The following is a 22,501-nucleotide window of genomic DNA, read 5'->3' on the forward strand; positions in this document are numbered from 1 at the left end:
CGGGTACTCAAGGGGTTATGGATTTGTTACAATAGATACGCCTGCGATAATCATGCAGTTTATGGAAGCTCCCCCGGCCCAGTAGCCCGGCGGAAGATGTCAGAATCGGGAAGTGAGAAAATGATTGAGATGCAGGATGTATGGAAGACCTATGCTAACGGGACCCATGCATTGCAAGGAATATCCGTCAAAATCGACCGCAATGAGTTCGTCTACATTGTCGGACCGTCCGGCGCAGGTAAATCAACGTTCATGAAATTAATTTATAGAGAAGAAACGCCAACCAAAGGACAGATCTCCGTAGGCGGGTTCAATATCGGCAAGCTGAAGCCCCGTAAGATCCCTTATGTGCGCCGCAATATCGGTGTGGTCTTTCAGGATTTCCGGCTGCTGCCGAAGATGACGGCGTATGAGAATGTGGCTTTTGCGATGGATGTTATTGAGGCACCGAAGAAGATTATCAAGAAGCGTGTGAATGAAGTGCTCGATCTGGTGGGACTGCGCAGCAAGGCGGGGCGTGAGCCCTCACAGCTCTCAGGGGGAGAGCAGCAGCGGATCGCGATTGCCAGAGCTATTGTCAACAACCCTGCCGTTATTATTGCGGACGAGCCTACCGGCAATCTGGACCCGGAGACCTCATGGGGCATTATGCAGCTGCTGGATGAGATTAATTTTCGCGGCACCACGATCGTTATGGCGACCCACAACCGGGATATTGTGAACAAAATGCGCAAACGGGTGCTTGCGATTGAGAATGGAACGATCGTCAGAGACCAATTGAGAGGGGAATACGGTTATGAGTTTTAAAACCTTCTTGCGGCATTTGCGGGAAGGCTTCAAAAACGTATTCCGCAACGGCTGGATGTCGGTGGCGTCCATCACTTCCATCGTTGTCTCTCTCTTCGTACTCGGAGTGTTCATCCTGCTGGTGCTCAACGTCAATCAAATTGCGGACAAAGCAGACAGCCAGGTGCAGATCAATGTGCATCTGACGCTGAATACGGACCAGAAGATGCGGGAGAAGCTGGAAAACGAAATCGGCAATATGCCGGAAGTCAGCAAGGTGGAGTTCGTCTCCAAAGAACAGGGCTTGAAGGAATTCCGTGAAGATATGGGGCCGGATGCCGCTGAGCTCCTGGAAGGATTCGATGAAGACAATAATCCGCTGCCGGACAAGCTGCTCGTTGAAGTCATTGAGCCGACCACAGTTCCGTTTGTAGCGGAGAAGATAGAAGCACTGAACAAGACGCATGAAGAGCAGCCAATCTACAAGGTGAACTACGGTAAAGGCTCTGTGGAGACTTTATTCAAGGTGACCAAGGCGGTACGGAATATCGGGTTTATTTTTGTAGCGGGACTGGCGCTGATGTCGATGTTCCTGATCTCGAATACCATCCGGGTAACGATTCTGGCCCGCCGCAAGGAAATCGGCATTATGAAGCTCGTGGGCGCTACGAATTATTTCATCCGCTGGCCCTTCTTTATCGAAGGTGCTCTGATTGGATTGATTGGTTCAGTGGTAACCTCGGGTGCCCTCTACGCCGGTTATAGCAGTCTGGTGTCTTCCGTGAAGGGAGATCCGATGCTGGGGCTGCAACTCATTCCATTTGAGAATATCTGGTTGCTGCTATGCGGGCTGCTGGTGGGCCTCGGGGTACTGATTGGCGTATGGGGCAGCACGGTGTCGATCCGCAAGTTCTTGAAGGTATAACCTGTATGATTCTTATATTTGAACAAAGGACGGAGAGTGCAAGTTGAAGAAGATTGCTGCCGGAATGGCCGTAATATTGCTGGCTGTCACAATGTTCGGGCCCTCTGACGGATATGCGAAGAAAACAAGTGTTGCCGAAATCGATAAGCAGCTGAAGCAGCTGCAGCAGGAGGTCCAGGCGGCCAAGGCGGCGCAGGATAAGGCGGACTCCCGTAACCAGGAGGCTAAGCATTATAGGAATAAGACCACGCTGAACCTGGACTACGTACTGGGGCAGATTACACAGGTGAAGGGCGAGATGACCACAATATCCGGCAAAATTGCCAGCACGGAGAAGTCGCTTACCGTGACGGCAACAGAGCTGGATGAGGCGGAGGCGCGCGTTGCCTCCCGCGAAAAACTGCTGGAATCCCGCGTCCGTCTGATGTACACGGATGGCGCAGTCTCCTATCTGGATGTGCTGCTGTCCTCGACCAGCTTCTCCGACTTCCTGGACCGGGCCGATTCCCTGAAGATGATCGTGGATCAGGATCAGGATCTGCTGGTGCAGCATAAGCTGGACAAGCAGACGGTGATTGCCAAGAAGCAGGAGCTGGAAGGGCAATATGCCACGGCGAAGCAGCTGTATACCGACCTGGAAGCCCAGCGCAGTATGCTGAAGGAGAAGGAAGCGGAGAAGCAGGAGCTTATCGCTTATTATGATGAGGAGATTCAGAATTCGGAGGTTATCTCTGCTGAACAGGATGCCAAGCTGGTAGAACTGGCCAGCAGCCGCTCCGTGCTGGAAGCGCAGAAGGACAAGATTAAGGCGGAGGAAGCGGCGCGCAGAGCGGCTGCAGCGAAGGCTGAGGCGCAGCGCCGGGCGGCGTTAGCCGCAGCCAAGGCGGCGGAGAAGGCGAAAGCCGCGAAGTCTTCCGGCGGCGACAGCTCCTCCTTTGCGAGCGTAGAGGAATATTCCGGTGGAGATGGTCCTTATCTGCGGCCGGTGGGCTACGCGCGGATCTCCTCTCCTTTTGGCTACCGGACCCATCCGGTGACGCATGAAGTCGGCAAGCTGCATACCGGTGTGGACTTTGCCGTGCCGCAGGGTACGAGTATTCACGCAGCGGATTCCGGTACAGTGCTGGTTGCGCAGTGGTACAGCGGTTATGGTTATTGTGTCATTATCGATCATGGCGGCGGGGTATGGACGCTGTACGGACATATCCGCGAGGGCGGTATCAAGGTGAGCCAGGGACAACGGGTGGAGCGCGGGCAGAAGATTGCCGAATCCGGGTCTACCGGACGTTCGACCGGCCCGCATCTGCATTTTGAAGTGCGGATCAATGGGACAGCGGTGAATCCTATGCCTTATCTGTAAGCAGACTGAGCCTGAAAAATCCAATTTTTGCTGAACTGATAAATATATTTTCGTGCTGCGGCATATACTGGAAGAGATGCCGTTTCTCATGGAACGGGCCCATGCTGGTGTTAAGATGGACAAGAAGGGACGGTGGGAACATCATGTTAAAGAAAAGCACTGCGGCCTTTATGATCGTCGCGGCACTGCTGTGCGGCAGTCTGCTGACCCTGGGCGTGACCGGTTATGTGCAGGTATTCGGACAAGCCGCAGGTGAAGGGCTGGCGACGGTCCTGCAGACTGCCGGACTACAGGAGAAGGAATCGAAGAAGCTGGGTACCGCTCTTAGCCTGATCGAGAGCAATTATTATGAGAAGGTCGACCGGGAGAAGCTGATTGACGGTGCGGTCAACGGAATGATGGAAGCACTGGGCGACCCGTATTCCAACTACATGGGCAAGGAGACGGCACAGCGGTTCGAGGAGAGCATCGAAGGCTCCTTCTCGGGGATTGGCGCTGAAGTCTCCTCTGACAACGGCAAGGTCGTTGTTGTCTCCCCGATCAAGGGCTCACCTGCAGAGAAGGCGGGCATACAAGCCAAGGATGTGATCCTCTCCGTGAACGGTGAATCGCTGGAAGGGCTGGAGCTGAATGCAGCTGTAGCCAAAATCCGCGGTCCCAAGGGCAGCAAGGCGACCCTGAAGGTTCAGCGGACCGGAACAGCAGAGCCGCTGCAATTCGCCATCACCCGTGATGATGTCAGACTGGAGACGGTCTATGCGAAGATGGAGAAGGAGCATGTTGGTGTGATCGAGGTTACGCAGTTCTCACAGAACACCTCGGAGCGGTTCAAGGAAGAATTGACGAAGCTGGAGAAGCAAGGCATGAAGGGACTTGTTATTGATGTCCGCAATGACCCGGGCGGTGTGCTGCCGGTCGTCATTGAGATGGTCGAGCAGTTCGTACCGTCCGGCAAAGCCATCGTGCAGGTGGAGGATAAGAACAAGCGGCGCGAGATCAGCACCTCGAAGGGGTCGAGCAAGAAGTATCCGGTAGTCGTGCTGATGAATAAAGGCAGCGCGAGCGCTTCGGAGATCATGGCCGGAGCCCTGCAGCAATCGGCCGGAGCCAAGCTGATCGGAGAGAATTCATTCGGCAAGGGAACCGTACAGACCAGCTTCGAGGAGCAACTCGGTGACGGAAGCCTGCTGAAGATTACGATTGCCAAGTGGCTGACGCCTGACGGCACCTGGATTCACGGCAAGGGCATTAAGCCCGATATCGCCGTAGCCCAACCGGATTACTTCTCGGTGGCGCCGATTAACAAGAGCGTTACGCTGCAATATAATATGAACAGTGCAGATGTCAAAAGTGCGCAGACTATGCTGGATGGACTAGGCTACAAGCCGGGCCGCAAGGACGGCTACTTCGATGCCGGGACCAAAGAAGCGGTCAAGAAATTCCAGAGCGCAGCCAAGCTGAAGTCGACAGGCTCGATTGACGCCAAGACCGCGGAAGCGCTGGAACTGGCGCTGATCAAGGTCATCCAAGATCCGGTGAATGACAATCAGCGGAATAAGGGGATCGAAGAGATTCAGAAGGAAATCAAGGCTGCAGCGTCGAAAAAGTAAGAAGGCTGATTTCAGCCTTCTTTTTTCTTTTAAAAGATAAGAATGTATATGCTTCGCGCTATAATTATCCTCTAGGCTATGAAAAGGAGTGTGCGAACCGTTGAATGTACTTCTGGAGCTGCTGACCAGCTTAGGTACAGCAGTCCTACATCTGCTGATTCAGCCCTATTACTATATCGCTATTCTATTTATTGCCCTATATTACCGCAGACAGGTAGCCCTCGAGCGGAAGCTTATTCATGTGAAGCTGCATAGCTGGGGACCGGAAACCTGGCGGACCGTCTGGACTGGCGGCCTCATGGGGCTGCTTGTCTCCCTTTCCGCAGTTGCACTGGGAGTCTCGGTGACCTATACGGCTGTAGCCTGTATCTGGGTGGTCAGCCTTGTCTTAATGCTGTTTCGGGTGCGTTACTTATGCTTTGCGTATGCCATAGGCGCGCTTGGAATTGTGCAGTTTGTACTGTCGTTCTTCCCGGAGACGCTGCAGAGCGGAGCCGCCGGAACGGTTGCCGGTGCCGTGAGGGAGATGGATATCCCCGCACTGCTGGCGCTGGCCGCGCTGCTTCACGTGGCCGAGGCGCTGCTGGCTCGCTGGCAGGGGCCCCGGCTGGCGACGCCGCTGTTCCTTGCCGGCAAGCGCGGCAAGGTGGTGGGCGGCTACCAGCTGCAGGCCTTCTGGCCGCTGCCGCTGTTCGTGCTGATTCCCGCGGGCAGCGGAATCGGTGAACTGCCGTGGCATCCGCTGCTGGGCGGGGGCCTCGGCCTGGTCTCGCTGCCGGTCATCATCGGCTTCAGCGAGATGACCCAGGGCATGCTGCCCGGACGCAAGGCGGCCCGGACGTTCGGACGGCTGCTGATCTACAGCGCCGTCCTGCTCGGCCTCAGCCTGCTTGCGGACCTATGGAGCCCGCTGACGGTTGTCGCGGCGCTCGCGGCCATTCTGCTGCACGAAGGGTTAAGCTGGTACAGCGCTCTGGAGGAGCGCAGCCTTAGCCCCGTCTTCGTGCATCCCCCGGCCGGCCGTAAGGTGCTGGCCGTGCTGCAGGGCAGCCCCGCGCAGGAACTGGGCATCCTGCCCGGCGAGATCCTGCTGAAGGTCAACGGGGTCCTGTTGACCAGCGCGGCGCAGCTGCATGAGGCGCTGCGCATGAACCCCGCGTTCTGCAAGCTGGAGGTGCAGAACCGCGAAGGCGAGAGCAAATATCTGCAGCGTGCGATCTATGCCGGGGACCATCATCAGCTCGGCATCATTCTGGTGCCGGACCCGGACGGGGGTATCACCGCAGAGATGAAGCCGTCCAGCATCTTCAGCATCATCGGGATGCGCACAGGCATCCGGCAGCGGGGAGTGCAGGCGGATCGGCTAGGCCGGGCGAAGAAGACGCCGCCGGCAGAGGCCAAGCAGGAATCTGCTGGTGTCTGAAGGTGTCTGACTGTAGATTACCAACGTAATTGGTTTCCCCAGTGACTGCTGGCGCGGAAGGTTAAAGAGGCCCGTTCTTTCTGAACTAAGTTCAGGTGGAACGGGCCTCTTATATTTATAGTTGTTAAGGGAGTGGTGTGAGGTACCTGGAATGTAATCGAAAAACCGACCACATTTGGACGGGGTGAATCGCACTAAGCACCGGAATTCCTGCAAATGATGCAACAATGTACCATAGCCAGTAACATTTATAGAGGAATCCTGTAAAATGTGTAACAATGCGGCTCCAGACAAGAGGTCCGTGAGAGGAAACGCTCAGAATTGGCGAGAGATAGCATTTCCGTGGCTTAATGATTCCCCTGCGTACTCTTCAGGTACAGAATCGCAATCTGTGTCCGGTCGCGTACGCCGAGCTTGCTGAGGATGTCGGTGATATAGTTTTTGACGGTGCCTTCGCTCAGGAACAGCTTGGCGGCGATTTCCTTGTTGGTGAGTCCCTCTGCGATGGAGGTGACCACTGCCTGCTCAGACTTGGTCAGTCCATAGGAAGCAAATGGCTGAGCCACTGGAGCTTCCTGACGCGCCGACGGTTGGAGGAAGCCCGCCAGCTTGCGGGCGATCTCGGGATGAATGAGCATATTGCCCTCATGTACAGTCTTGATGCCTTGAATGATCCGGTCCGGCGGGATGTTCTTGAGCAGATATCCGCTGGCTCCGGCGCGCAGAGCCTCAATAATATACTCGTCATCATCGAAGGTGGTCAGCATCAGTACAGCCACGGATGGATAAGCTTCTTTGATCAGCCGTGTACCTTCCACTCCGTCACAGCCCGGCATACGGATGTCCATGAGTACAACATCCGCTCCGCCGGGCTCCCCCAGCAAGGAGAGAGCCTCCCGGCCATCCCCTGCGGTTCCCGCGACCTCGATACCGGCATCCAGCCCGATTAAGACCTTCAGGCTCTCGCGGATAAAAGAATCGTCGTCAACAATCAATACTCTAATCATGCTTCGGCACCTCTTATCTTTGAGTATATCTCCATTCAGCGCGGCGCTTCCTCCGGCTGCCGATACACCGGCAGCCGGGTAATAACCGTGAACTGCGGCTGCAGCCGAAGCTCCAGCGTTCCGCCCAACATGGCGCAGCGCTCGCTCATGCCCGTCAGGCCCATCCCGCTGCTGCCCGGCAGACGGCCCAGCGGGTCTGCTTCCGGCAGCTTCCCGTTATTGCCGGTCTCCATCCGCACCTCATGCTCCGTATAGGTGACCTCCACCCATACGGAGCTGGCTTGACCGTGCCGCAGTGCATTGGTGATGGCCTCCCGGGCATTGGTGTACAGCACAACCTGCAGGCTCGGATAGAGCGGATAAGGAATCCCTTGCACCGTATAGGTGGTGGCAATCCCGGTATCGCGGCCCACCTCTTCCAGCAGCCGGTCCAGCGCATGCGCCCCTTCAAGCTGGGGAGTATGGTTAATCCGCTTCAGCGCAGTACGCATATCGTCCATACTGCCCGAGAGCTGGTCCCGGATCTGGTTCATCATCTGCAGTCCCGATTCCGGTGCGGCAGGAAGGGTGTGAATGGCCGCTTCAGTCATCATCTTGACCCGGATCAGCCGGTGACCGATGTCGTCATGCAGCTGGCGGGCAATCCGCACCCGTTCATCGGCCTGCGCGGCCACCTCTATGTGTGAGGTGAACTGGAGCAGCCTAGCGCGGGCCTCTTCCAGCTCGAAATGCTTTTTGCGCAGCTCATCATAGAGGAATAAGGTATCGGTACGCACGCGCCCTGCCCGGAGCAGCAGCAGATTCAAGCCGGCACACAGCAGAAAGGTAAGATTCGTGAACACGAGCACTGCCGGAGCAGTATGAAGCAGCGCGGCATTCAACAGGGCCAGATGAATACAGAAGAAGGTAAGAGCCGTATTCTTGGGCTGCCGCCGGGTATAGGAGATCACCGCAGACAAGGCCGGAAAAACCATCAGCGGACCGTATTCATAACAAAGCCAGGCGGTGAGGATCAGTTCCATGCCTTCGGTCAGTGTGGCGAGAGATCTGGATGGCCTTGCACCCAGTATGACCAGCAGCATCAGCAGCATGAAATGCAGAGTGAACCCGTCATAGTCGGCGAATTCATAGACTTGAATCGAGAGGATCGCCGGGATTATAAGCAGGCTGTAGCGCAGCAGTATCAGTTCTCTGGTCAAGTAAGCTCATCCTTTTAAATAAAATATCCCTAATCCGTGTCGACATTCTTCTCAGGTATATCCATCTTAGCATAAGAGTGCTGCTCTTCAGGAGATGACTTTCGTCACCTCCGGATCATGACCTTTAGTACCTTCGCTTATCCCAGCCCTGCAGTACAATGAGAGTATGAGATTGAAGGAACAAGGGGGCGCAGCAATGGTACTTGCGGTACTTAGCGATGTTGTGAAGAGATATGACGGTAAGCTGATTGTGGATCACGTGAATTTCAATATACAGGAGGGTGAAATCTTTGGCCTGCTCGGCCCGAACGGTGCCGGGAAAAGCACGACCATCAGCATGATCTGCGGGCTGCTTCAAGCCGACAGCGGCGATATTATTATCGACGGGCTGTCCGTAAGGGAGCGGCCGCTTGAGGTGAAGAAACGTATCGGGCTTGTGCCCCAGGAGCTGGCGTTATACGAGAACATGACGGCAAGTGATAATGTAAGCTTTTTCGGCAGACTCTATGGGCTGCGCGGACAGCTGCTGAAGGAGCGGACGTGGGAAGCGCTGGAGTTCACCGGCCTAAGCGACCGGGCGAAGGATAAACCGTCCACCTTCTCGGGAGGGATGAAAAGACGGCTGAATATCGCCTGTGCGATCATGCACCGGCCGCGCTTGATTATTATGGATGAACCCACAGTCGGCATTGATCCGCAGTCACGCAATCATATTCTGGAATCCGTGAAGGCTTTGAATAAGATGGGGTCGTCGGTGATCTACACCAGCCATTATATGGAGGAGGTAGCTGCGATCTGTGACCGGGTGGCCATTATGGACCAGGGGCATATCATTGCCTGCGGTACGGAGAACGAGCTGCGCGAACGGGTGGCCCACGAGGAGAAAATCGTTGTGAAGGCAGCGGGCATCACCCCTGCTTTAGTGAACGAGCTGGGGCAGCATCCCCGGATCAACCGGGTAGAAGCTGTGCAGGATGCGATCGAGCTGTATCTTCCCTCCTCGCAAAGTGCGCTGCAGGATGTTCTGTTTATTTTCTCCAAGCACGAAGGGGTTATTGCCTCCCTGAATATAGAAGAGCCGGATCTGGAGACCTTGTTCCTTAGTCTGACCGGCCGGACCTTGCGGGACTAGAGAGGGGGGATAGGTGTGAATATCTGGATCATTATGGGGTTTGAGCTGCGCAGACAGCTCCGTTCACGCACATTGCTGCTTAATATGTTCCTGCTGCCGCTGGTGCTGATCTTCCTCTTGGGCGCGTCCCTCTCCGGGGTGGTTGGGGTGCAGGGGGCAGATGAGATCAAGCCTGTACGTGTAGCTATTGTGAATACCGGAGGCGGAGGGGCAGAAGCATCTGCGATCCTTACGGATTTTCTGGAGACGCCTGAGGTGAAGGGGCTCATTATTCCTGTCAAAACAGAGAGCCGTGAAGCCGCAGAGAGCGGGCTGCGTACCAGTAAATATGCCTATGGGGTTATTGTTCCTCCGGGCTTTGATCAGGAGGTGCAGAGCGGTAAGAAGGCGAGTCTGGAGTTCATTCTGGGCAGGAGCCATGACGATAACCGGGTAGCCGGAACCGCCTTCGACAATCTGCTCATGGAGCTGAATTATAAGCAGGCGGCAGCCGTTACCCTTGGACCGCAGGCGCTTACAGCGACTTCGGTACCTGCCAGTAAGCCGGGGGTGGTGCTGGGAGATCTGAACAATGGCGGGAAGACCTATTCGGCGGCCCAGTTCTATGCGGCGTCCATGCTGCTGATGTTCCTGATGTACAGCGGACTTACTGTGACAGCCTCACTTTTTAACGATAAAGAGAACCATACGCTGTTCAGAATCCAATCCATGCCGGTAAAAGACAATCATCTGTTCATCGGCAAAATGCTCGGCGTAGGCCTGATCAGCATCCTGCAGTGCCTTACGATTATTCTGCTGTCTGACTGGCTGTTCGGCGTCTACTGGGGGAACCGCCCGGGACTGCTGCTGCTGTTCTGCCTGCTGATGATTGCCGCCTCGATGACGCTGGGCGTACTGATCTGCCTCTTCAGCCGGACCTCGGCGGCTGCTGCGAACATCATTAGTGTCCTGACTATAGTGATGACCTTCGTCAGCGGAGGAATGGCGCCGCTTCCCGATTCCTGGGTGAACAGCGCAGGGGCATTCACGCTTAACCATTGGGTGCAGCAGGCGGTCATCCGGATGATGCTGCATTCCGGTCTGGAGCAGCTTTTGCCGAATCTGTGGGTGATGTGCTTCATCAGCGCGGCTTTGTTCGCGGCAGTGATTGTCTCATACCGGAAGGTGGGTTACCGTGGATAAAATATTAATCATTGCCTGGAATATGATCAGACGAAGCATTGGCACCTTCAGGGGGCTTATGGTATTCATTCTGCTTCCCGGTGTAGTGGTGGCAGCGATTATCTCCCTTACCGGAGGGATGGCGGAGGAGCCGGCAACTGTGCTATATGCCAACTCGGATACGGGGGCAGCCGGCAGACATTTGATTACGGAGCTGGAGCAGGCCGGAGAATATAAGTTCGAGCCGCGCAGCGACGAGGCCGCTTTGAAGGAGGCGACAATTAAGCAGGAGGGAACGGTGGGGGTGTTCATTCCTGCCGGGTACACTGCCGCCTTGCTGGCGGGGGAGCCGCCACAGATCAGTATCTATGAGCTGCGGGCAAGTGAAAGCTCAATCATGATGAAGCTGAAGATCACCGCCACTGCCGCTCAAATTGCCGAAGCGGCGCATACCGTTGCTGCCGCAGGCGGGGGAACAGGCGAAATGCAGGCGCAGCTCGCTGCTGTACTGAAGCAGTCGGAGCAGCACAACGTGGGCAGCACACGCACCGATTATGATCTCTATCCGCGGCAGACGCTGGGCGTAGTTACAGGGATGACGCTCATGTTCCTGATGGCGCTGGTGACCAGCTCCGTCTCCCAGATCACGGATGACCGCAGAGGGCGTACCATGATGCGCATGTTCAGCGCGCCGGTCCGTTCTTATGAAATTGCGCTTGGCAACTTCCTGGGCAGCTTTCTTGTAGGAATGATTCAGATCCTTGTCGTGCTGGTGCTGGGCAAATGGGTGCTCCGCTATGATTACGAGATGCCGCTCTTTCTCTACTTCCTGGTTCTGGCGGCCTTCATGCTGGTATCTATGGGCATCGCCAGCACCGTTGCAGGCCTGATCCGCAATCCGCGTAATGCGGGGATGCTGAATTCACTGATTCTTACACCGACCTGTATGCTGGGCGGCTGCTTCTGGCCCGTCTCCATCATGCCGGAATATATGCAGAAGCTGGCTAACTTTACACCGCAGAAATGGGCGATTCAGGCGGTGGACATTGCCGCAACCGGCGGCGGCTGGAATGAGCTGTGGCTGCCGTTTGCAATCCTAGGCCTGATGGCAGCAGTTCTGCTGGCGATTGGCTCTGCCATTCTCCGTCCGAATGAAGCGGGAATCAGCACCTGAGATCGAAGCGTATCCTTGCTGCCCTCCATGTCTAAAACGGACATATTCAAATTGTATAATTATGTGATATGATCGGATCAAAGGAATGCATGACAGGGGGATACGAGGATGGGCAGGAATAAGCTGGCTTGGACCTGGAAGGTGAAAGAGGAATACTTAGAGGAATACGTACAGATGCATCTGGAGCCGTGGCCGGAGATTCTGGAGGAGCACAGCAAAGCGGGCATCCGCAATTATTCGATTTTTCAGAACGGCAACCAGTTCTTCTATTGCTTTGAATGTGAGGATACGGAAGCTGCGTTCGCCTACATCGCCGGGAGTGAGGCCTGCAACCGCTGGAATGCGATCACCTCAAAGATGGTCGAGGGCTCCTTTGATTTCAATGATGCGGTTCCGATGGTGCCGCTGCGTGAGGTCTTTTATCTGAAGTAATCCGGTTTACAGCAATGTTCATTGGAGCGATTCTGGAGAGAATCGTTTGAAGTGAACTGAATAATTCAGTGTTATTAGGAGGAGCCTGTCACGCAGGCTTCTCCTTGTCGTTTTACGTGTTTTTTAGGATAAAAGGAGTGAAAATCGCAAGCTCGGCTGACCGGGTTCAATACGCGTTCCTCGCTCATTATCGGCGCAGGCATGATCTCCAGAGGCGAAGTCGCCCTGATTATAGCCGCCACCGGTCTTGCGAGCGGACTGCTGCTGCCGCAGTGTTTTACCAGCGTGATTATTGCTGTAATGGTAACCACACTCGCCACGCCGCCGCTGCTCAAGGGAATGTTCCGGTGACTATTTTTTAAAGAAAATAAGACAATCTCTAAATTTGTGGACCGTGATAATCTTATATAATGGGTTGTACTCCAAAAATGATTAGAGGGGAATGAGTCCTATCCGGTCTAAAACTACAACACTGGCAGCGGGCACAGTTCTGTCGCTTAGCCTGCTGCTGGGATGTAGCAGCCAAAATACATCCGCCACCGGTACTCCGGCGGCAGAACCGGCTTCGTCTGCCTTAGTGTCTGCTTCTGCGTCGCCATCTGCAACTCCTACTGCACAGACTATTTCATCTGCACCAACTGCTTCCGTAGTCGCCTCGGAAACTGCTTCCGCAGCGACCCCGGTAACTACAGCCGGCCTCACCAGCCAGTTCCCGCCGGAGGGTCTAGCCGGATCGGTCATTATCGATTCCGTGAATGCCGAAGGGACGGTTCGGGCGAGAACCTCAGCCGGACCAGGCGAACTGCTGATGATCGCAAGCGGCCCCGAGGAGCGGGGACATCTGAATGTGTCCAGCAATGACGGCCTCGAAGGGGAGCAGACCTATCAGGCTGATTACTCTATCGTGTACCAGACGGGGGACCAGGATGAGGTATTGCTGGAGCTGCCTGCTTTCTTGTTCGTGCAGCCGACCGACCGCGTGCTGAAATTTGCCGTGGTCTCCTTTGCGAAGGCAGAAGTCTATCTGCTTGCGCCCCAATACAAGTCAGGGCACGGACTGGTTGCTTATGCTTTTGCTAGGGAGAAGGAAAGCGGAAAAGTGTTTCCGTTATCCTTCAAGCTGGGAGAAATTGTGCATGATACGCTGGTGTACTCTGAGCTGCCGCCGTTCCCGGCCAACCAGAACGAACAGTTAGTGGTGTACTTGCCAGTAGGGGCCGGAGGCGACCCGGAACCGGGACCGCAGAGGTATGAGATGGACCTCGCTAAGCGGCAATTTGTCGCACAGTAGAACGAAGTAGAGTAAAGCCTTCCTTTTAGCCGGAATTTTCTTTCAGGTAACCAAAGGGAGGTTTTTTAGTATAGTAAGATACTGAAAATCAAAGGGAGTGATTCGGGAGGCTGGCGGAAGGATTCCGGATAGGCGGATGAAAGGGATAAATCTCTCAGATGATGCTGAAAGTGGGCGGATGGGTGGAATGAAAGGGATAAATCCCTCAGATGCGGGCAGAAGTGGGCGGATGAGTGGAAGGAGAGGGATAAATCCCTCAGATGTGGCCGAAAGCGGGCGGGTGAGTGGAATGAAAGGGATAAATCCCTCAGATGTGGCCGGAAGTGGGCGGATGGGTGGAATGAAAGGGATAAATCCCTCAGATGTGACCGGAAGTGGGCGGATGAGTGGAATGAGAGGGATAAATCCCTCAGATGCGGGCAGAAGTGGGCTGAAGGAGCCAATGAGGAGCATTAGTGCCACTGAATTCGTAGATAGTTGGCTAAATGGCTGAATGAGGAGCATTAGTGCCCCTGAATTCGTAGATAGTTGGCTAAATGACTGAATGAGGAGCACTAGTGCACCTGAAATCCTCAAATGTGAGTAAAACCAGTAAATGAAGTGCACTAATGCACCTGAAATCGCCAAATGCGCGCCAATCCAGCAAATAAGGTACACCTCTGCACCCTGAGCACCTCATTCACCCTACCCCCGGCTACCTTAAGCTCCCCCAGCACCCGCCGGAACCCGCCGCAAGTGAGCGGCGGACTGCCACACTACCACACCCGCCGCACTCCTCAGTTCCCCGTACTCTCATACCGGGACAACCCGTACCGGAAGACCCCGTAAGCCGCAGCCGCGCTTCCAATTGCCGCGACAGGGGCGAGCAGCCACCAGCCGGACCAGCCGCTTTTGCCGAAGATATAGGTTGCCGGGTAGAAGCTGATGAACGCATAGGGCAGCACCGTCGAAATGAAGATGCGGATCGCCTGCGGAAACAGGGTAATCGGGTATTTGGCCAGATCGGACAGATTATGCACCATCAGCGGAAACGCATTCCCGGCATTGCGAATCCAGAAGGCCGCTGAATTGCCCATGAGATTAATGGATACCCGGATAATGACCGCAGTGACGAACAGCAGGATAAGAATGGCGGCCTTGCCCGCAGTCCAGTGGATAGGGCTGTGCATGAGCGACTGCCAGATGATCACCCCGCCGATGAGCAAATTGCCGAGTCCGTTAATCCCAATCCCCGTGCAGAACACCTGAAGAACCACCGGCACCGGCCACAGCAGATAACGGTCCAGCTCCCCTGTGTTGACCAGCCTGCCCAGCCTCCAACTGCCCTCGAAGAAAAGCGAACCCGCTCCCTCCGTAAGGAAGATCATGGCGTACATGAAGGTGACCTCCCAGAACTGCCAGCCTTGAATATCCGGAATCCGGTCATAGATCACCCACAGGAACACAAATCCCAGAACCTGCGTCAAGGCCGCCGAGCACATTAGGATGTAAAAGTCTTTATTATACTCCAGAATCGCCTTAAGCTGCTGCACATATAGCCTTCTATAGAGATAGAGCATTTGCGATATTTTCATTCTGCGTCCTCCTTCAGCCTTAGCCTCCATGAATGGTCACCTGGCGGACCGCCCAGTTCCACATGGCTTTGCCCGCCATCCAGAGCGTTGCCCCCCAAAAGAGCTGAATCCCGATCAGCCTTAGGCTCTCCCACGTATCTGCCTGCTGCAGGAAGATCATCGTCGGCGTATGAATGATGGCCTGGAAGGGCAGCAGCAGCGCCAGCTTTTCCAGCCAGTCCGGGAAGAAGGCCAGCGGTACCAGTGCGCCTGACAGCAGGTTGGTAAGCGCAATCCGCGTCCAGACTATCCCCAGTGACCCCGTCGACCAGAAGCATAACAGGGCCGCCAGATAGACCACGCCGAATTTGACCACAACCGCGCAGAGCAGACTAACCGCAAACAGCAGATAGACGATAAGCGAGTGGGGGAAGGTCACTCCGGTAAGGAAGGTGGCGAAGACGATCAGCAGAACCGTGCTTATCGCCCCTTCCAGCAGACTCGTACCCAGGGTCTCAGCGAATCGGGCCGTCTGAAAATCAATCGGCTTCAGCAGGTCCATGGCGACGCTGCCGTCCAGGATTTTGCCGGAGATGGAGGTCTCGGAATACCAGGATAAGACGGAATTGGCCAGGAAGGTCACCAGCAGATAGGTCTTCATCTGATCCCAGGAGTAGCCGCCCACCGCCTCGCGCCCGCCATAGATTCCCTGCCAGAGGAAGAAGATTGCGACCAGATTAATTGAGTTTGCTAGTATATTAATGATGTAGGAGTTCCGGTAGGCCATCACATTCTGCAAGGAGCGGTTGGCAATGCTTCTGTATTTGTTAAGCCGGGCTGCTGTCATCATGGTGCGTCTGCCCCCTTGCATCCCGGTGCTCGTTCAGGTCCAAATGGCCGTCATAGACAGCCTTAATGACCTGCTCAATATGGGTATCCTCCATGCGGAAATCGAGTACCTCCCCATGCTTCATCACCCGGCTGACCACTTCACTGGCGGTATACTCATACCGGTCAAAAGTGACGGAGAACTCCTGGCTGCTCTGCTGTTCCAGCTTCAGCCCGGGGCTCTGCTCCAGCAGCTCGTGCAATTCCGGCATAGGGGAGCGTACCTGGAAGAAGATCACACGGTTTTTGGCAAAACGGGCCTTGACCTCGCTCAGCGTACCGTCATAAATAATCGCGCCGTGATCGATAATGACCAGCCGCTTGCACAGGTCTTCAATGTCGCCCAAATCATGGGTCGTCAGCATCACGGTCGTCTGCTGCTCCTGGTTGATCTGCTTGATGAACCCGCGGATCTTCTCCTTCACGGATACATCAAGGCCAATCGTCGGCTCATCGAGATACAGAATCGGCGGGTTATGCAGCAGGGCAGCGGCCAGATCGGCACGCATGCGCTGACCCAGCGAGAGCTTCCGCGCGGAGAGGTGGATGAATTCGCTCATCCCTAGCATTTCGGTGAACAAGTCCATGTTCTTCCTGTAGAGGACATCCGGAATCTGATAGATATCCTTCAGCAGCGAAAAGGACTCGGCAATCGGAATATCCCACCACAGCTGGGTACGCTGCCCAAAGACTGCGCCGATCTGGGCGGCGTTTTCCATTCTTTTGCGGTACGGATTGATCCCGTTCACCGAGATACTCCCGGAGGAAGGCATCAGAATGCCGGTCAGCATCTTGATAGTGGTCGATTTACCGGCACCGTTCGGTCCTACGTAGGCCACCGTCTCCCCGGCTTCAATGCTCAGATTCAGCGGCTTGACCGCCACCTTCTCGATATGCCGGGGCAGGAACAGATGCTTCACCGCTCCCTTTAGGCCGGGCTCCTTCACCGCCTGCATAAAGGACTTACTCAGTCCTCTGGCTTCAATCATACTCAAGCTTAACCCTCCTGTTCATTGATTTGAAAGCGTTACCGCAGATGCATGCGGAGAAAATATCTGAATCCTCAGCGATCGAAAGACGTAAGAGTAAATATATCACTGAGCCGATGTCGAAAACTATCAGATTAGGTCGATTTTGCAAAAAAAAAATCGGCAACCCCGGATAGACTACACCAACCGGGATTTGCCGCTCCGCTTTAGGAGAGTCTGAACGGCGAACCCTACCAGCAGGGGAAACGCCAGCTGAACCTCAAGTCTCCAGTCTACAGCATACAGGTCTACGAGGTTAATCTGCTTCAATAATACATAGGTCACGTTGTATAAGAGGAATGAACAGCTGAAGGTGAGTAGAGGGATCAGATGCAGTGTCCTTTTATTCTGCAGCAGCCGGTATCCCGCAAGGGTTAAGAGTGTATAGCTGGCCATGATGAAGAGGGCATAATTACTGCCGAAGCGCAGGAAGGATACCATGGCGGTAGCCAGATTGAGGGCAGTCGATAGATAGCCGATGCGAAGCATGTCGAACCTCCTGGAATTATGTAGAAATATGAGATGAACAGATTTCTACATTTTACAGCGCTAACGCGGGGATTTACAGATCCAATACTGAATGTTCATTATTCCGTAATTGTATGTTATAATGCTTTCTTTTAAAATTGATGATATAGGAATTGGTAAATATGGAGGGATCGTTTGTGAGAGTCTTTAATCAATCAAGAGCATGGAGTATGCCTGGGGATTTAGAAGCTAGCGAACTTGAAGCCTTCCGGCCCCTGGAGGCAGCTAAGGCCCAAGTCCAGGGAGGGATGTCCGTGGCGGCGGGGGCTTCCGAAGAATCCAGGGAGCACATCTACCATAGAGCTATGATTTCTTCGATCCGCAGTGAAATGAACAAATTAAGCCAGCTGCTCTCGATTCCATATGTGGTATTCCTGACAGACAAGGCGGGGATCATTCTGGAGCTGGTCTATTCCTCTTCGGAGACGCAGGCGGAGATGGAGCAGGCGGAGCTGCGTCCGGGGGTCAGCTTAAGCAGGCAGCAGGCGGGAATGAATGCCGTATCGCTGGCGATGGAGATGAACTGCATCGGGGTGGTGCGGGGAACGGAGCATACGGATCAGACCTTCCGCGACTGGAACTGTGTATGCGCTCCGCTGCAGGATGATGATAGCGTTTACGGGTATGTTGATATTTCTTTTAATAGAGGAGAGCCTATTGAATTCGCCGTTCCCTTCGTGCAGCAGATTGCCGAGAATATCATGGAGAAGTGGATGGAGAAGAACCCGGAGATGCAGCAGTATCGGCTTGAGGCCATGCTTCTGGAATATAAACTGACTGCGCGGGAGCAAGAGGTAGCGAGGCTATGGCTGATGGAGAAGAGCGCGCTGCACATCGGGAGCGATCTGGGGATCAGTGAAGGCACGGTGCGCAATATGTTGAAGAGCATCTATAGTAAAATGCGGGTGAATGACCGCTTCCAGTTCGTGAAGCGCCTTACGCCTTAGCCGGGAGATCCGCTTCCGGGTACATACAAGACAGCCGGGCAGCGATACGAATGTATCCCTGACCCGGCTGTTTGATTTAGAAGCCTAGCTTCTCTGGCAGAAGGTTAACCGCAGGAGCAGTTAAGTACAGGCTTACGCGCGGCCTGCGTCTCATCGAGGCGGCTGATTTCAGTCGTATGCGGTGCGTTAATCACTATCTCCGGCGTTTCCTCAGCTTCCTTAACGATTCGGATCATCGTCTCAATGAAGCCGTCGAGCGTCTCCTTGCTCTCGGTCTCGGTCGGCTCAATCATCATACATTCCTCTACCGTCAGCGGGAAGTAGACGGTTGGCGGATGATAGCCGAAGTCAAGCAGCCGTTTGGCTACATCGAGGGTACGGACGCCGTATTGCTTAAGGTTCTTGCCGGACATGACGAATTCATGCTTGCAGATGCCCGGGAAGGGAATCTCGAAGTAAGGAGCCAGCCGGTGCATCATATAGTTGGCGTTCAGCACGGCGTTCTCGGACACCTCACGCAAGCCGTCAGGACCGTAGGTGCGGATATACGCATAAGCACGGACGAGAATCCCGAAGTTGCCGTAAAAGGCTTTGACGCGGCCGATTGATTCCGGCCCGCCGCAGTCCAGCGTGAAGCTGCCGTCTTCGTTCTGGGCCACAGTAGGCTGCGGCAGGAACGGGATCAGCTTCGCCTTTACACCGACTGGTCCGGCTCCCGGACCTCCGCCGCCATGCGGCGTACTCATCGTCTTGTGCAGATTGAGATGCACCACATCGAAGCCCATATCGCCCGGGCGGGTGATGCCCATAATCGCGTTGGAGTTCGCTCCGTCATAATAGAGCAGGCCACCCGCTTCATGGACAATCGCGGCGATCTCGACGATCTGCGTCTCGAAGAGTCCGAGGGTACTCGGGTTCGTGAGCATCAGCGCGGCGGTGTCGCTGCCGACAGCGGCCTTCAGTGCTTCGAGGTCCACCATTCCCTTGTCATTGGAGGGGATGGTCACGGTGTCGAGACCGGCTGCGGCGGCACTGGCCGGGTTGGTGCCGTGCGAGGAATCGGGCACGATCACTTTGGAGCGGACTTCGCCGCGGCTCTCATGGTAGGCGCGGATCATCATCAGGCCGGTCCACTCGCCGTGGGCGCCGGCAGCGGGCTGCAGGGATACGGCATCCATGCCGGTCAGGGCGGCGAGATCCTTTTGCAGCGTGTACATCAGTTCAAGCGCACCCTGGATGCTCTCTTCCGGCTGATACGGATGGATCTTGGAGAGTCCCGGGAAGCGGGCGACATCCTCGTTGATCTTGGGGTTGTATTTCATCGTGCAGGAGCCGAGCGGATAGAAGCCGTTGTCAACTCCGAAGTTGCGGCGGGACAGGGCGGTATAGTGGCGGATCACATCCACCTCGGATACCTCCGGCAGTACGACCGGCTCACTGCGCAGCAGCCCTTCAGGAATGAGTGAGCCAAGGCCCTCGTCCTGCGGCACATCACACAGAGGCAGGGAGTAGGCAGAGCGGCCTGGACGGCTTAATTCAAAAATCAGACTTTGTTCCGGTTTCATACACAGCCCTCCAGTGCGCTTGCGAATTCGTCAATTTCGGTCTTGCTTCGTTTCTCCGTTACGGCAACCAGCATATGTCCGGCCAGCTCGGGATAATCCCGGCTTAAGTCATAACCGCCCAGATAGCCTTCCTTCAGCAGCTTGGAGTTAACCGCACTCACACTGCTGCCCTCCGGGAGCTTCAGGACGAATTCATTGAAGAACGGGGCAGTGAAGACGCGCTCTGCGCCAGTGATTTCAGCCAGCCGCCCAACGGCATAGTGGCTCTTGCGGATGTTCAACTCACCAACCTCGCGCATGCCCTCCTTGCCCATCACGGACAAGTAGACGGAAGCGCACAGCGCCAAGAGCGCCTGATTGGAGCAGATATTCGAGGTCGCCTTCTCCCGGCGGATATGCTGTTCGCGGGCTTGCAGCGTCAGCACGAAGCCGCGCTTGCCATTCCGGTCAACCGTCTGGCCGACGATCCGGCCCGGCATCCGGCGCATGAGCGGCTCGGCAACGGCGAAGAATCCGCAGGTCGGACCGCCGAGCGAAGCGGCAATTCCCAGCGGCTGCGCGTCACCGACAACGATATCTGCGCCAAGCCGTCCGGGAGACTCCAATACGCCAAGTGCAATGGGATTCGCGCTGACGACAAGCAGTCCCTTAACCGCATGGATCAGCGGTTCGATCCCGCGCAGATCCTCAATCCCGCCGAAGAAGTTGGGGGACTGAACCAGAACGGCAGCGGTATCGCTGTCGATGGCTTCGGCCAGCTTGGCAAGATCCGTTACCCCGTCAGCATAGTCAATCTCTACAATTTGCAGACCCCAGGCGTTGGCGGAGGTACGCAGCACCTGACGCGCTTCCGGGTGAACTGTACGGGAGACAATCAGTTTCTTGCGTTTGGTGGCGCCTGCGGCCAACACAGCCGCTTCGGAGAAGGCGGTTGCGCCGTCATACATACTGGCATTGGCAACCTTCATGCCGGTCAGCTCACAGATATAGGATTGGAATTCAAAGATCGCCTGAAGCTCCCCCTGGCTGATCTCCGGCTGGTAAGGAGTGTAGGCAGTATAGAATTCCGAACGGGAAATCACATGGTTGATGACGACCGGAACGTGGTGGTCGTACAATCCGGCGCCCAGGAAGCTGGTGTGGGTATCGAAGTCGGCATTCTTGTCAGCCAGGCCCTTCATATGGCGAAGCAGTGCGTATTCGTCCAAGGCGCCGGACATCGGCAGGGTTCCCTGGTAACGGACAGACTGCGGAATATCGGCGAACAGCTCATCGATGGATTGTATGCCTACGGTCTCCATCATTTCTGCGCGGTCTTGCTCAGTCATTGGCAGATAGCGGTGCTTCATTGCGGCTTCACTCCTTGGCTTCTTTTGTAGAATGGGGCTTTGATGACGGCAGCCTTGAGCTGCTTGCCGCGAATCTCCACGTACACCTCTGTGCCGATCTCCGTATAGGCAGCGTCCAGCAGGGCGAGTCCGAGATTCCGCTTCAGGGTCGGGGACTGGGTGCCAGTCGTTACTTCACCGATCTTCACTCCGTCCGCGTACACAGGGTAGTGGGAACGGGGAATGCCGCGGTCGATCATCTCCAGGCCCACAAGACGCCGGGGCAGACCGGCTTCCTTCTGCTTCAGCAGGGCATCGCGGCCGATGAAATCGCCGGCGTCCAGCTTCACGAAGAACTGGACACCGGCTTCAAGCGGCGTAATCTCCGCCGACAGCTCCTGGCCGTACAGCGGCAGCTTGGCTTCGAAGCGGAGCGTATCGCGTGCGCCGAGTCCGGCAGGCGTCAGGCCATGCGGAGCGCCAGCGTCCAGCAGGCCGTTCCAGAGTGCTGCTGCTGTATCTGCGGGAGCATACAGCTCGAAGCCGTCCTCACCGGTATATCCGGTACGGGAGAGCAGGACGGTGACGCCGCAGACTTCAGCGTGTTCGAGGAAGTGGAACTGCTTAAGCTCTGTTAGAGACACCTGCGTGACCTTGGCCAGAATCGTCTCTGCCAGCGGACCCTGCAACGCGAGCAGCAGCGTCTCATCCGAGATATTCTTCAGACTGACGCCGCTGAATTCAGCGGTAAGATGCTCCTGCAGCCACTGGAAGTCCTTGTCGATATTGGACGCATTGACGACAAGCATGTAACGCTCCACGCCCAGCCGGTATACCAGCAGATCGTCCACCACTCCGCCGCTTGGGTAGAGCATCAGGGTGTACTGCGCTGCGCCGTCTTCCAGGCGGGTGACATCATTCGTGGTCATTCTCTGGAGGAAGGCTTCTGCACCGCTCCCGGTAACCATGAATTCCCCCATGTGGGAGACATCGAACAGTCCGGCCCGTTCACGGACGGCTTCATGCTCCTTCACGATGCCGGTGAACTGCACCGGCAGCTCCCAGCCGCCGAAATCAATACATCTGGACTCCGCATAAGCGGCATAGAGGTCATAAAAAGGCGTTCTTCTCAAAGACTCCATCTTGTCACTCCCTTGGTCTGAT

General features: G+C 55.6%; 20 protein-coding genes and 1 pseudogene. 12 read left to right on the plus strand and 9 right to left on the minus strand.

Translation table 11 applies throughout. From position 1 onward, the window contains the following. The first annotated feature begins 120 nt into the window (after positions 1 to 120). The 5 genes from ftsE (at position 121) to C162_RS12245 (ending at position 6,104) form a co-directional block, all read left to right on the plus strand. The gene (gene ftsE, locus C162_RS12225) at positions 121 to 807 is read left to right on the plus strand and encodes a cell division ATP-binding protein FtsE (protein WP_036694710.1); all 687 of its coding nucleotides are present in this window, start codon (positions 121 to 123) and stop codon (positions 805 to 807) included. Continuing rightward, the gene (gene ftsX, locus C162_RS12230) at positions 797 to 1,711 is read left to right on the plus strand and encodes a permease-like cell division protein FtsX (RefSeq protein ID WP_036694712.1); all 915 of its coding nucleotides are present in this window, start codon (positions 797 to 799) and stop codon (positions 1,709 to 1,711) included. Before ftsE ends, ftsX begins: the two co-directional genes overlap by 11 nt. A gap of 43 nt (positions 1,712 to 1,754) precedes the next feature. After that, the gene (locus C162_RS12235) at positions 1,755 to 3,071 is read left to right on the plus strand and encodes a murein hydrolase activator EnvC family protein (protein WP_036694714.1); all 1,317 of its coding nucleotides are present in this window, start codon (positions 1,755 to 1,757) and stop codon (positions 3,069 to 3,071) included. A 143-nt stretch (positions 3,072 to 3,214) separates the two neighbouring features. Continuing rightward, complete coding sequence (locus tag C162_RS12240; protein ID WP_036694715.1) at positions 3,215 to 4,681, plus strand: S41 family peptidase; 1,467 nt, start codon at positions 3,215 to 3,217, stop codon at positions 4,679 to 4,681. Between the two features lie 100 nt (positions 4,682 to 4,781). Further along, positions 4,782 to 6,104, plus strand: coding sequence for a PDZ domain-containing protein (locus C162_RS12245; RefSeq protein ID WP_036694716.1), 1,323 nt, complete (start codon positions 4,782 to 4,784; stop codon positions 6,102 to 6,104). Positions 6,105 to 6,451: 347 nt separating this feature from the next. Here the strand turns inward: C162_RS12245 and C162_RS12250 are convergent, their stop codons facing one another. Beyond that, positions 6,452 to 7,111 (minus strand): response regulator transcription factor, encoded by a 660-nt coding sequence (locus C162_RS12250; protein WP_036694717.1) that lies wholly within the window; start codon positions 7,109 to 7,111, stop codon positions 6,452 to 6,454. Between the two features lie 35 nt (positions 7,112 to 7,146). Further along, complete coding sequence (locus tag C162_RS12255; protein ID WP_051493422.1) at positions 7,147 to 8,310, minus strand: sensor histidine kinase; 1,164 nt, start codon at positions 8,308 to 8,310, stop codon at positions 7,147 to 7,149. Positions 8,311 to 8,506: 196 nt separating this feature from the next. On the opposite strand from C162_RS12255, the gene C162_RS12260 reads away from it, so the two are divergent. The 6 genes and pseudogenes from C162_RS12260 (at position 8,507) to C162_RS35950 (ending at position 13,500) form a co-directional block, all read left to right on the plus strand. After that, positions 8,507 to 9,442, plus strand: coding sequence for an ABC transporter ATP-binding protein (locus C162_RS12260; protein ID WP_036694718.1), 936 nt, complete (start codon positions 8,507 to 8,509; stop codon positions 9,440 to 9,442). Positions 9,443 to 9,457: 15 nt separating this feature from the next. Continuing rightward, on the plus strand, positions 9,458 to 10,624 hold the full coding sequence (locus C162_RS12265) for an ABC transporter permease (protein WP_036694719.1): 1,167 nt from the start codon (positions 9,458 to 9,460) through the stop codon (positions 10,622 to 10,624). Further along, positions 10,617 to 11,777, plus strand: a complete 1,161-nt coding sequence (locus tag C162_RS12270; RefSeq protein WP_235218410.1) for an ABC transporter permease — start codon at positions 10,617 to 10,619, stop codon at positions 11,775 to 11,777. Before C162_RS12265 ends, C162_RS12270 begins: the two co-directional genes overlap by 8 nt. A gap of 108 nt (positions 11,778 to 11,885) precedes the next feature. Next, the gene (locus C162_RS12275) at positions 11,886 to 12,209 is read left to right on the plus strand and encodes an L-rhamnose mutarotase (RefSeq protein WP_036694720.1); all 324 of its coding nucleotides are present in this window, start codon (positions 11,886 to 11,888) and stop codon (positions 12,207 to 12,209) included. Positions 12,210 to 12,359: 150 nt separating this feature from the next. Beyond that, positions 12,360 to 12,560, plus strand: a pseudogene (locus tag C162_RS35370) (cation:proton antiporter domain-containing protein); the annotation flags it as partial. A 91-nt stretch (positions 12,561 to 12,651) separates the two neighbouring features. Next, positions 12,652 to 13,500: a hypothetical protein gene (locus C162_RS35950; RefSeq protein WP_156949617.1), complete on the plus strand. Its 849-nt coding sequence runs from the start codon at positions 12,652 to 12,654 to the stop codon at positions 13,498 to 13,500. 776 nt (positions 13,501 to 14,276) lie between these two features. Here the strand turns inward: C162_RS35950 and C162_RS12295 are convergent. From C162_RS12295 to C162_RS12310, 4 genes are all read right to left on the minus strand, one after another. Then, entirely contained in the window at positions 14,277 to 15,074 is a 798-nt protein-coding gene (locus C162_RS12295; RefSeq protein ID WP_036694725.1) for an ABC transporter permease, read from the minus strand. A gap of 19 nt (positions 15,075 to 15,093) precedes the next feature. Next, positions 15,094 to 15,903 carry an ABC transporter permease gene (locus C162_RS12300; protein ID WP_235218411.1) on the minus strand — a complete coding sequence of 270 codons (810 nt, stop codon included), beginning with the start codon at positions 15,901 to 15,903 and terminating at the stop codon, positions 15,094 to 15,096. Further along, positions 15,881 to 16,930 (minus strand): ABC transporter ATP-binding protein, encoded by a 1,050-nt coding sequence (locus tag C162_RS12305; protein ID WP_305954401.1) that lies wholly within the window; start codon positions 16,928 to 16,930, stop codon positions 15,881 to 15,883. Before C162_RS12305 ends, C162_RS12300 begins: the two co-directional genes overlap by 23 nt. Before the next feature lie 177 nt (positions 16,931 to 17,107). Beyond that, positions 17,108 to 17,458, minus strand: a complete 351-nt coding sequence (locus C162_RS12310; RefSeq protein ID WP_036694726.1) for a hypothetical protein — start codon at positions 17,456 to 17,458, stop codon at positions 17,108 to 17,110. 209 nt (positions 17,459 to 17,667) lie between these two features. Here C162_RS12310 and C162_RS12315 point away from each other — a divergent pair, with 209 nt between their 5' ends. Continuing rightward, the gene (locus C162_RS12315) at positions 17,668 to 18,444 is read left to right on the plus strand and encodes a helix-turn-helix domain-containing protein (protein ID WP_036694728.1); all 777 of its coding nucleotides are present in this window, start codon (positions 17,668 to 17,670) and stop codon (positions 18,442 to 18,444) included. A 104-nt stretch (positions 18,445 to 18,548) separates the two neighbouring features. Here the strand turns inward: C162_RS12315 and gcvPB are convergent, their stop codons facing one another. Genes gcvPB through gcvT form a run of 3 tightly spaced genes read right to left on the minus strand, consistent with a single transcriptional unit; the run spans position 18,549 to position 22,479 of the window. Then, complete coding sequence (gene gcvPB / locus C162_RS12320; protein ID WP_036694730.1) at positions 18,549 to 20,009, minus strand: aminomethyl-transferring glycine dehydrogenase subunit GcvPB; 1,461 nt, start codon at positions 20,007 to 20,009, stop codon at positions 18,549 to 18,551. Then, positions 20,006 to 21,358, minus strand: a complete 1,353-nt coding sequence (gene gcvPA / locus C162_RS12325; protein WP_036694732.1) for an aminomethyl-transferring glycine dehydrogenase subunit GcvPA — start codon at positions 21,356 to 21,358, stop codon at positions 20,006 to 20,008. The genes gcvPB and gcvPA overlap by 4 nt, the downstream gene beginning before the upstream one ends. After that, positions 21,355 to 22,479 (minus strand): glycine cleavage system aminomethyltransferase GcvT, encoded by a 1,125-nt coding sequence (gene gcvT, locus C162_RS12330; RefSeq protein ID WP_036694734.1) that lies wholly within the window; start codon positions 22,477 to 22,479, stop codon positions 21,355 to 21,357. The genes gcvPA and gcvT overlap by 4 nt, the downstream gene beginning before the upstream one ends. Between the last annotated feature and the right edge of the window lie 22 nt (positions 22,480 to 22,501).

The sequence above is a fragment of the Paenibacillus sp. FSL R7-269 genome, assembly GCF_000517865.1.
GTDB lineage: Bacteria > Bacillota > Bacilli > Paenibacillales > Paenibacillaceae > Paenibacillus_AQ.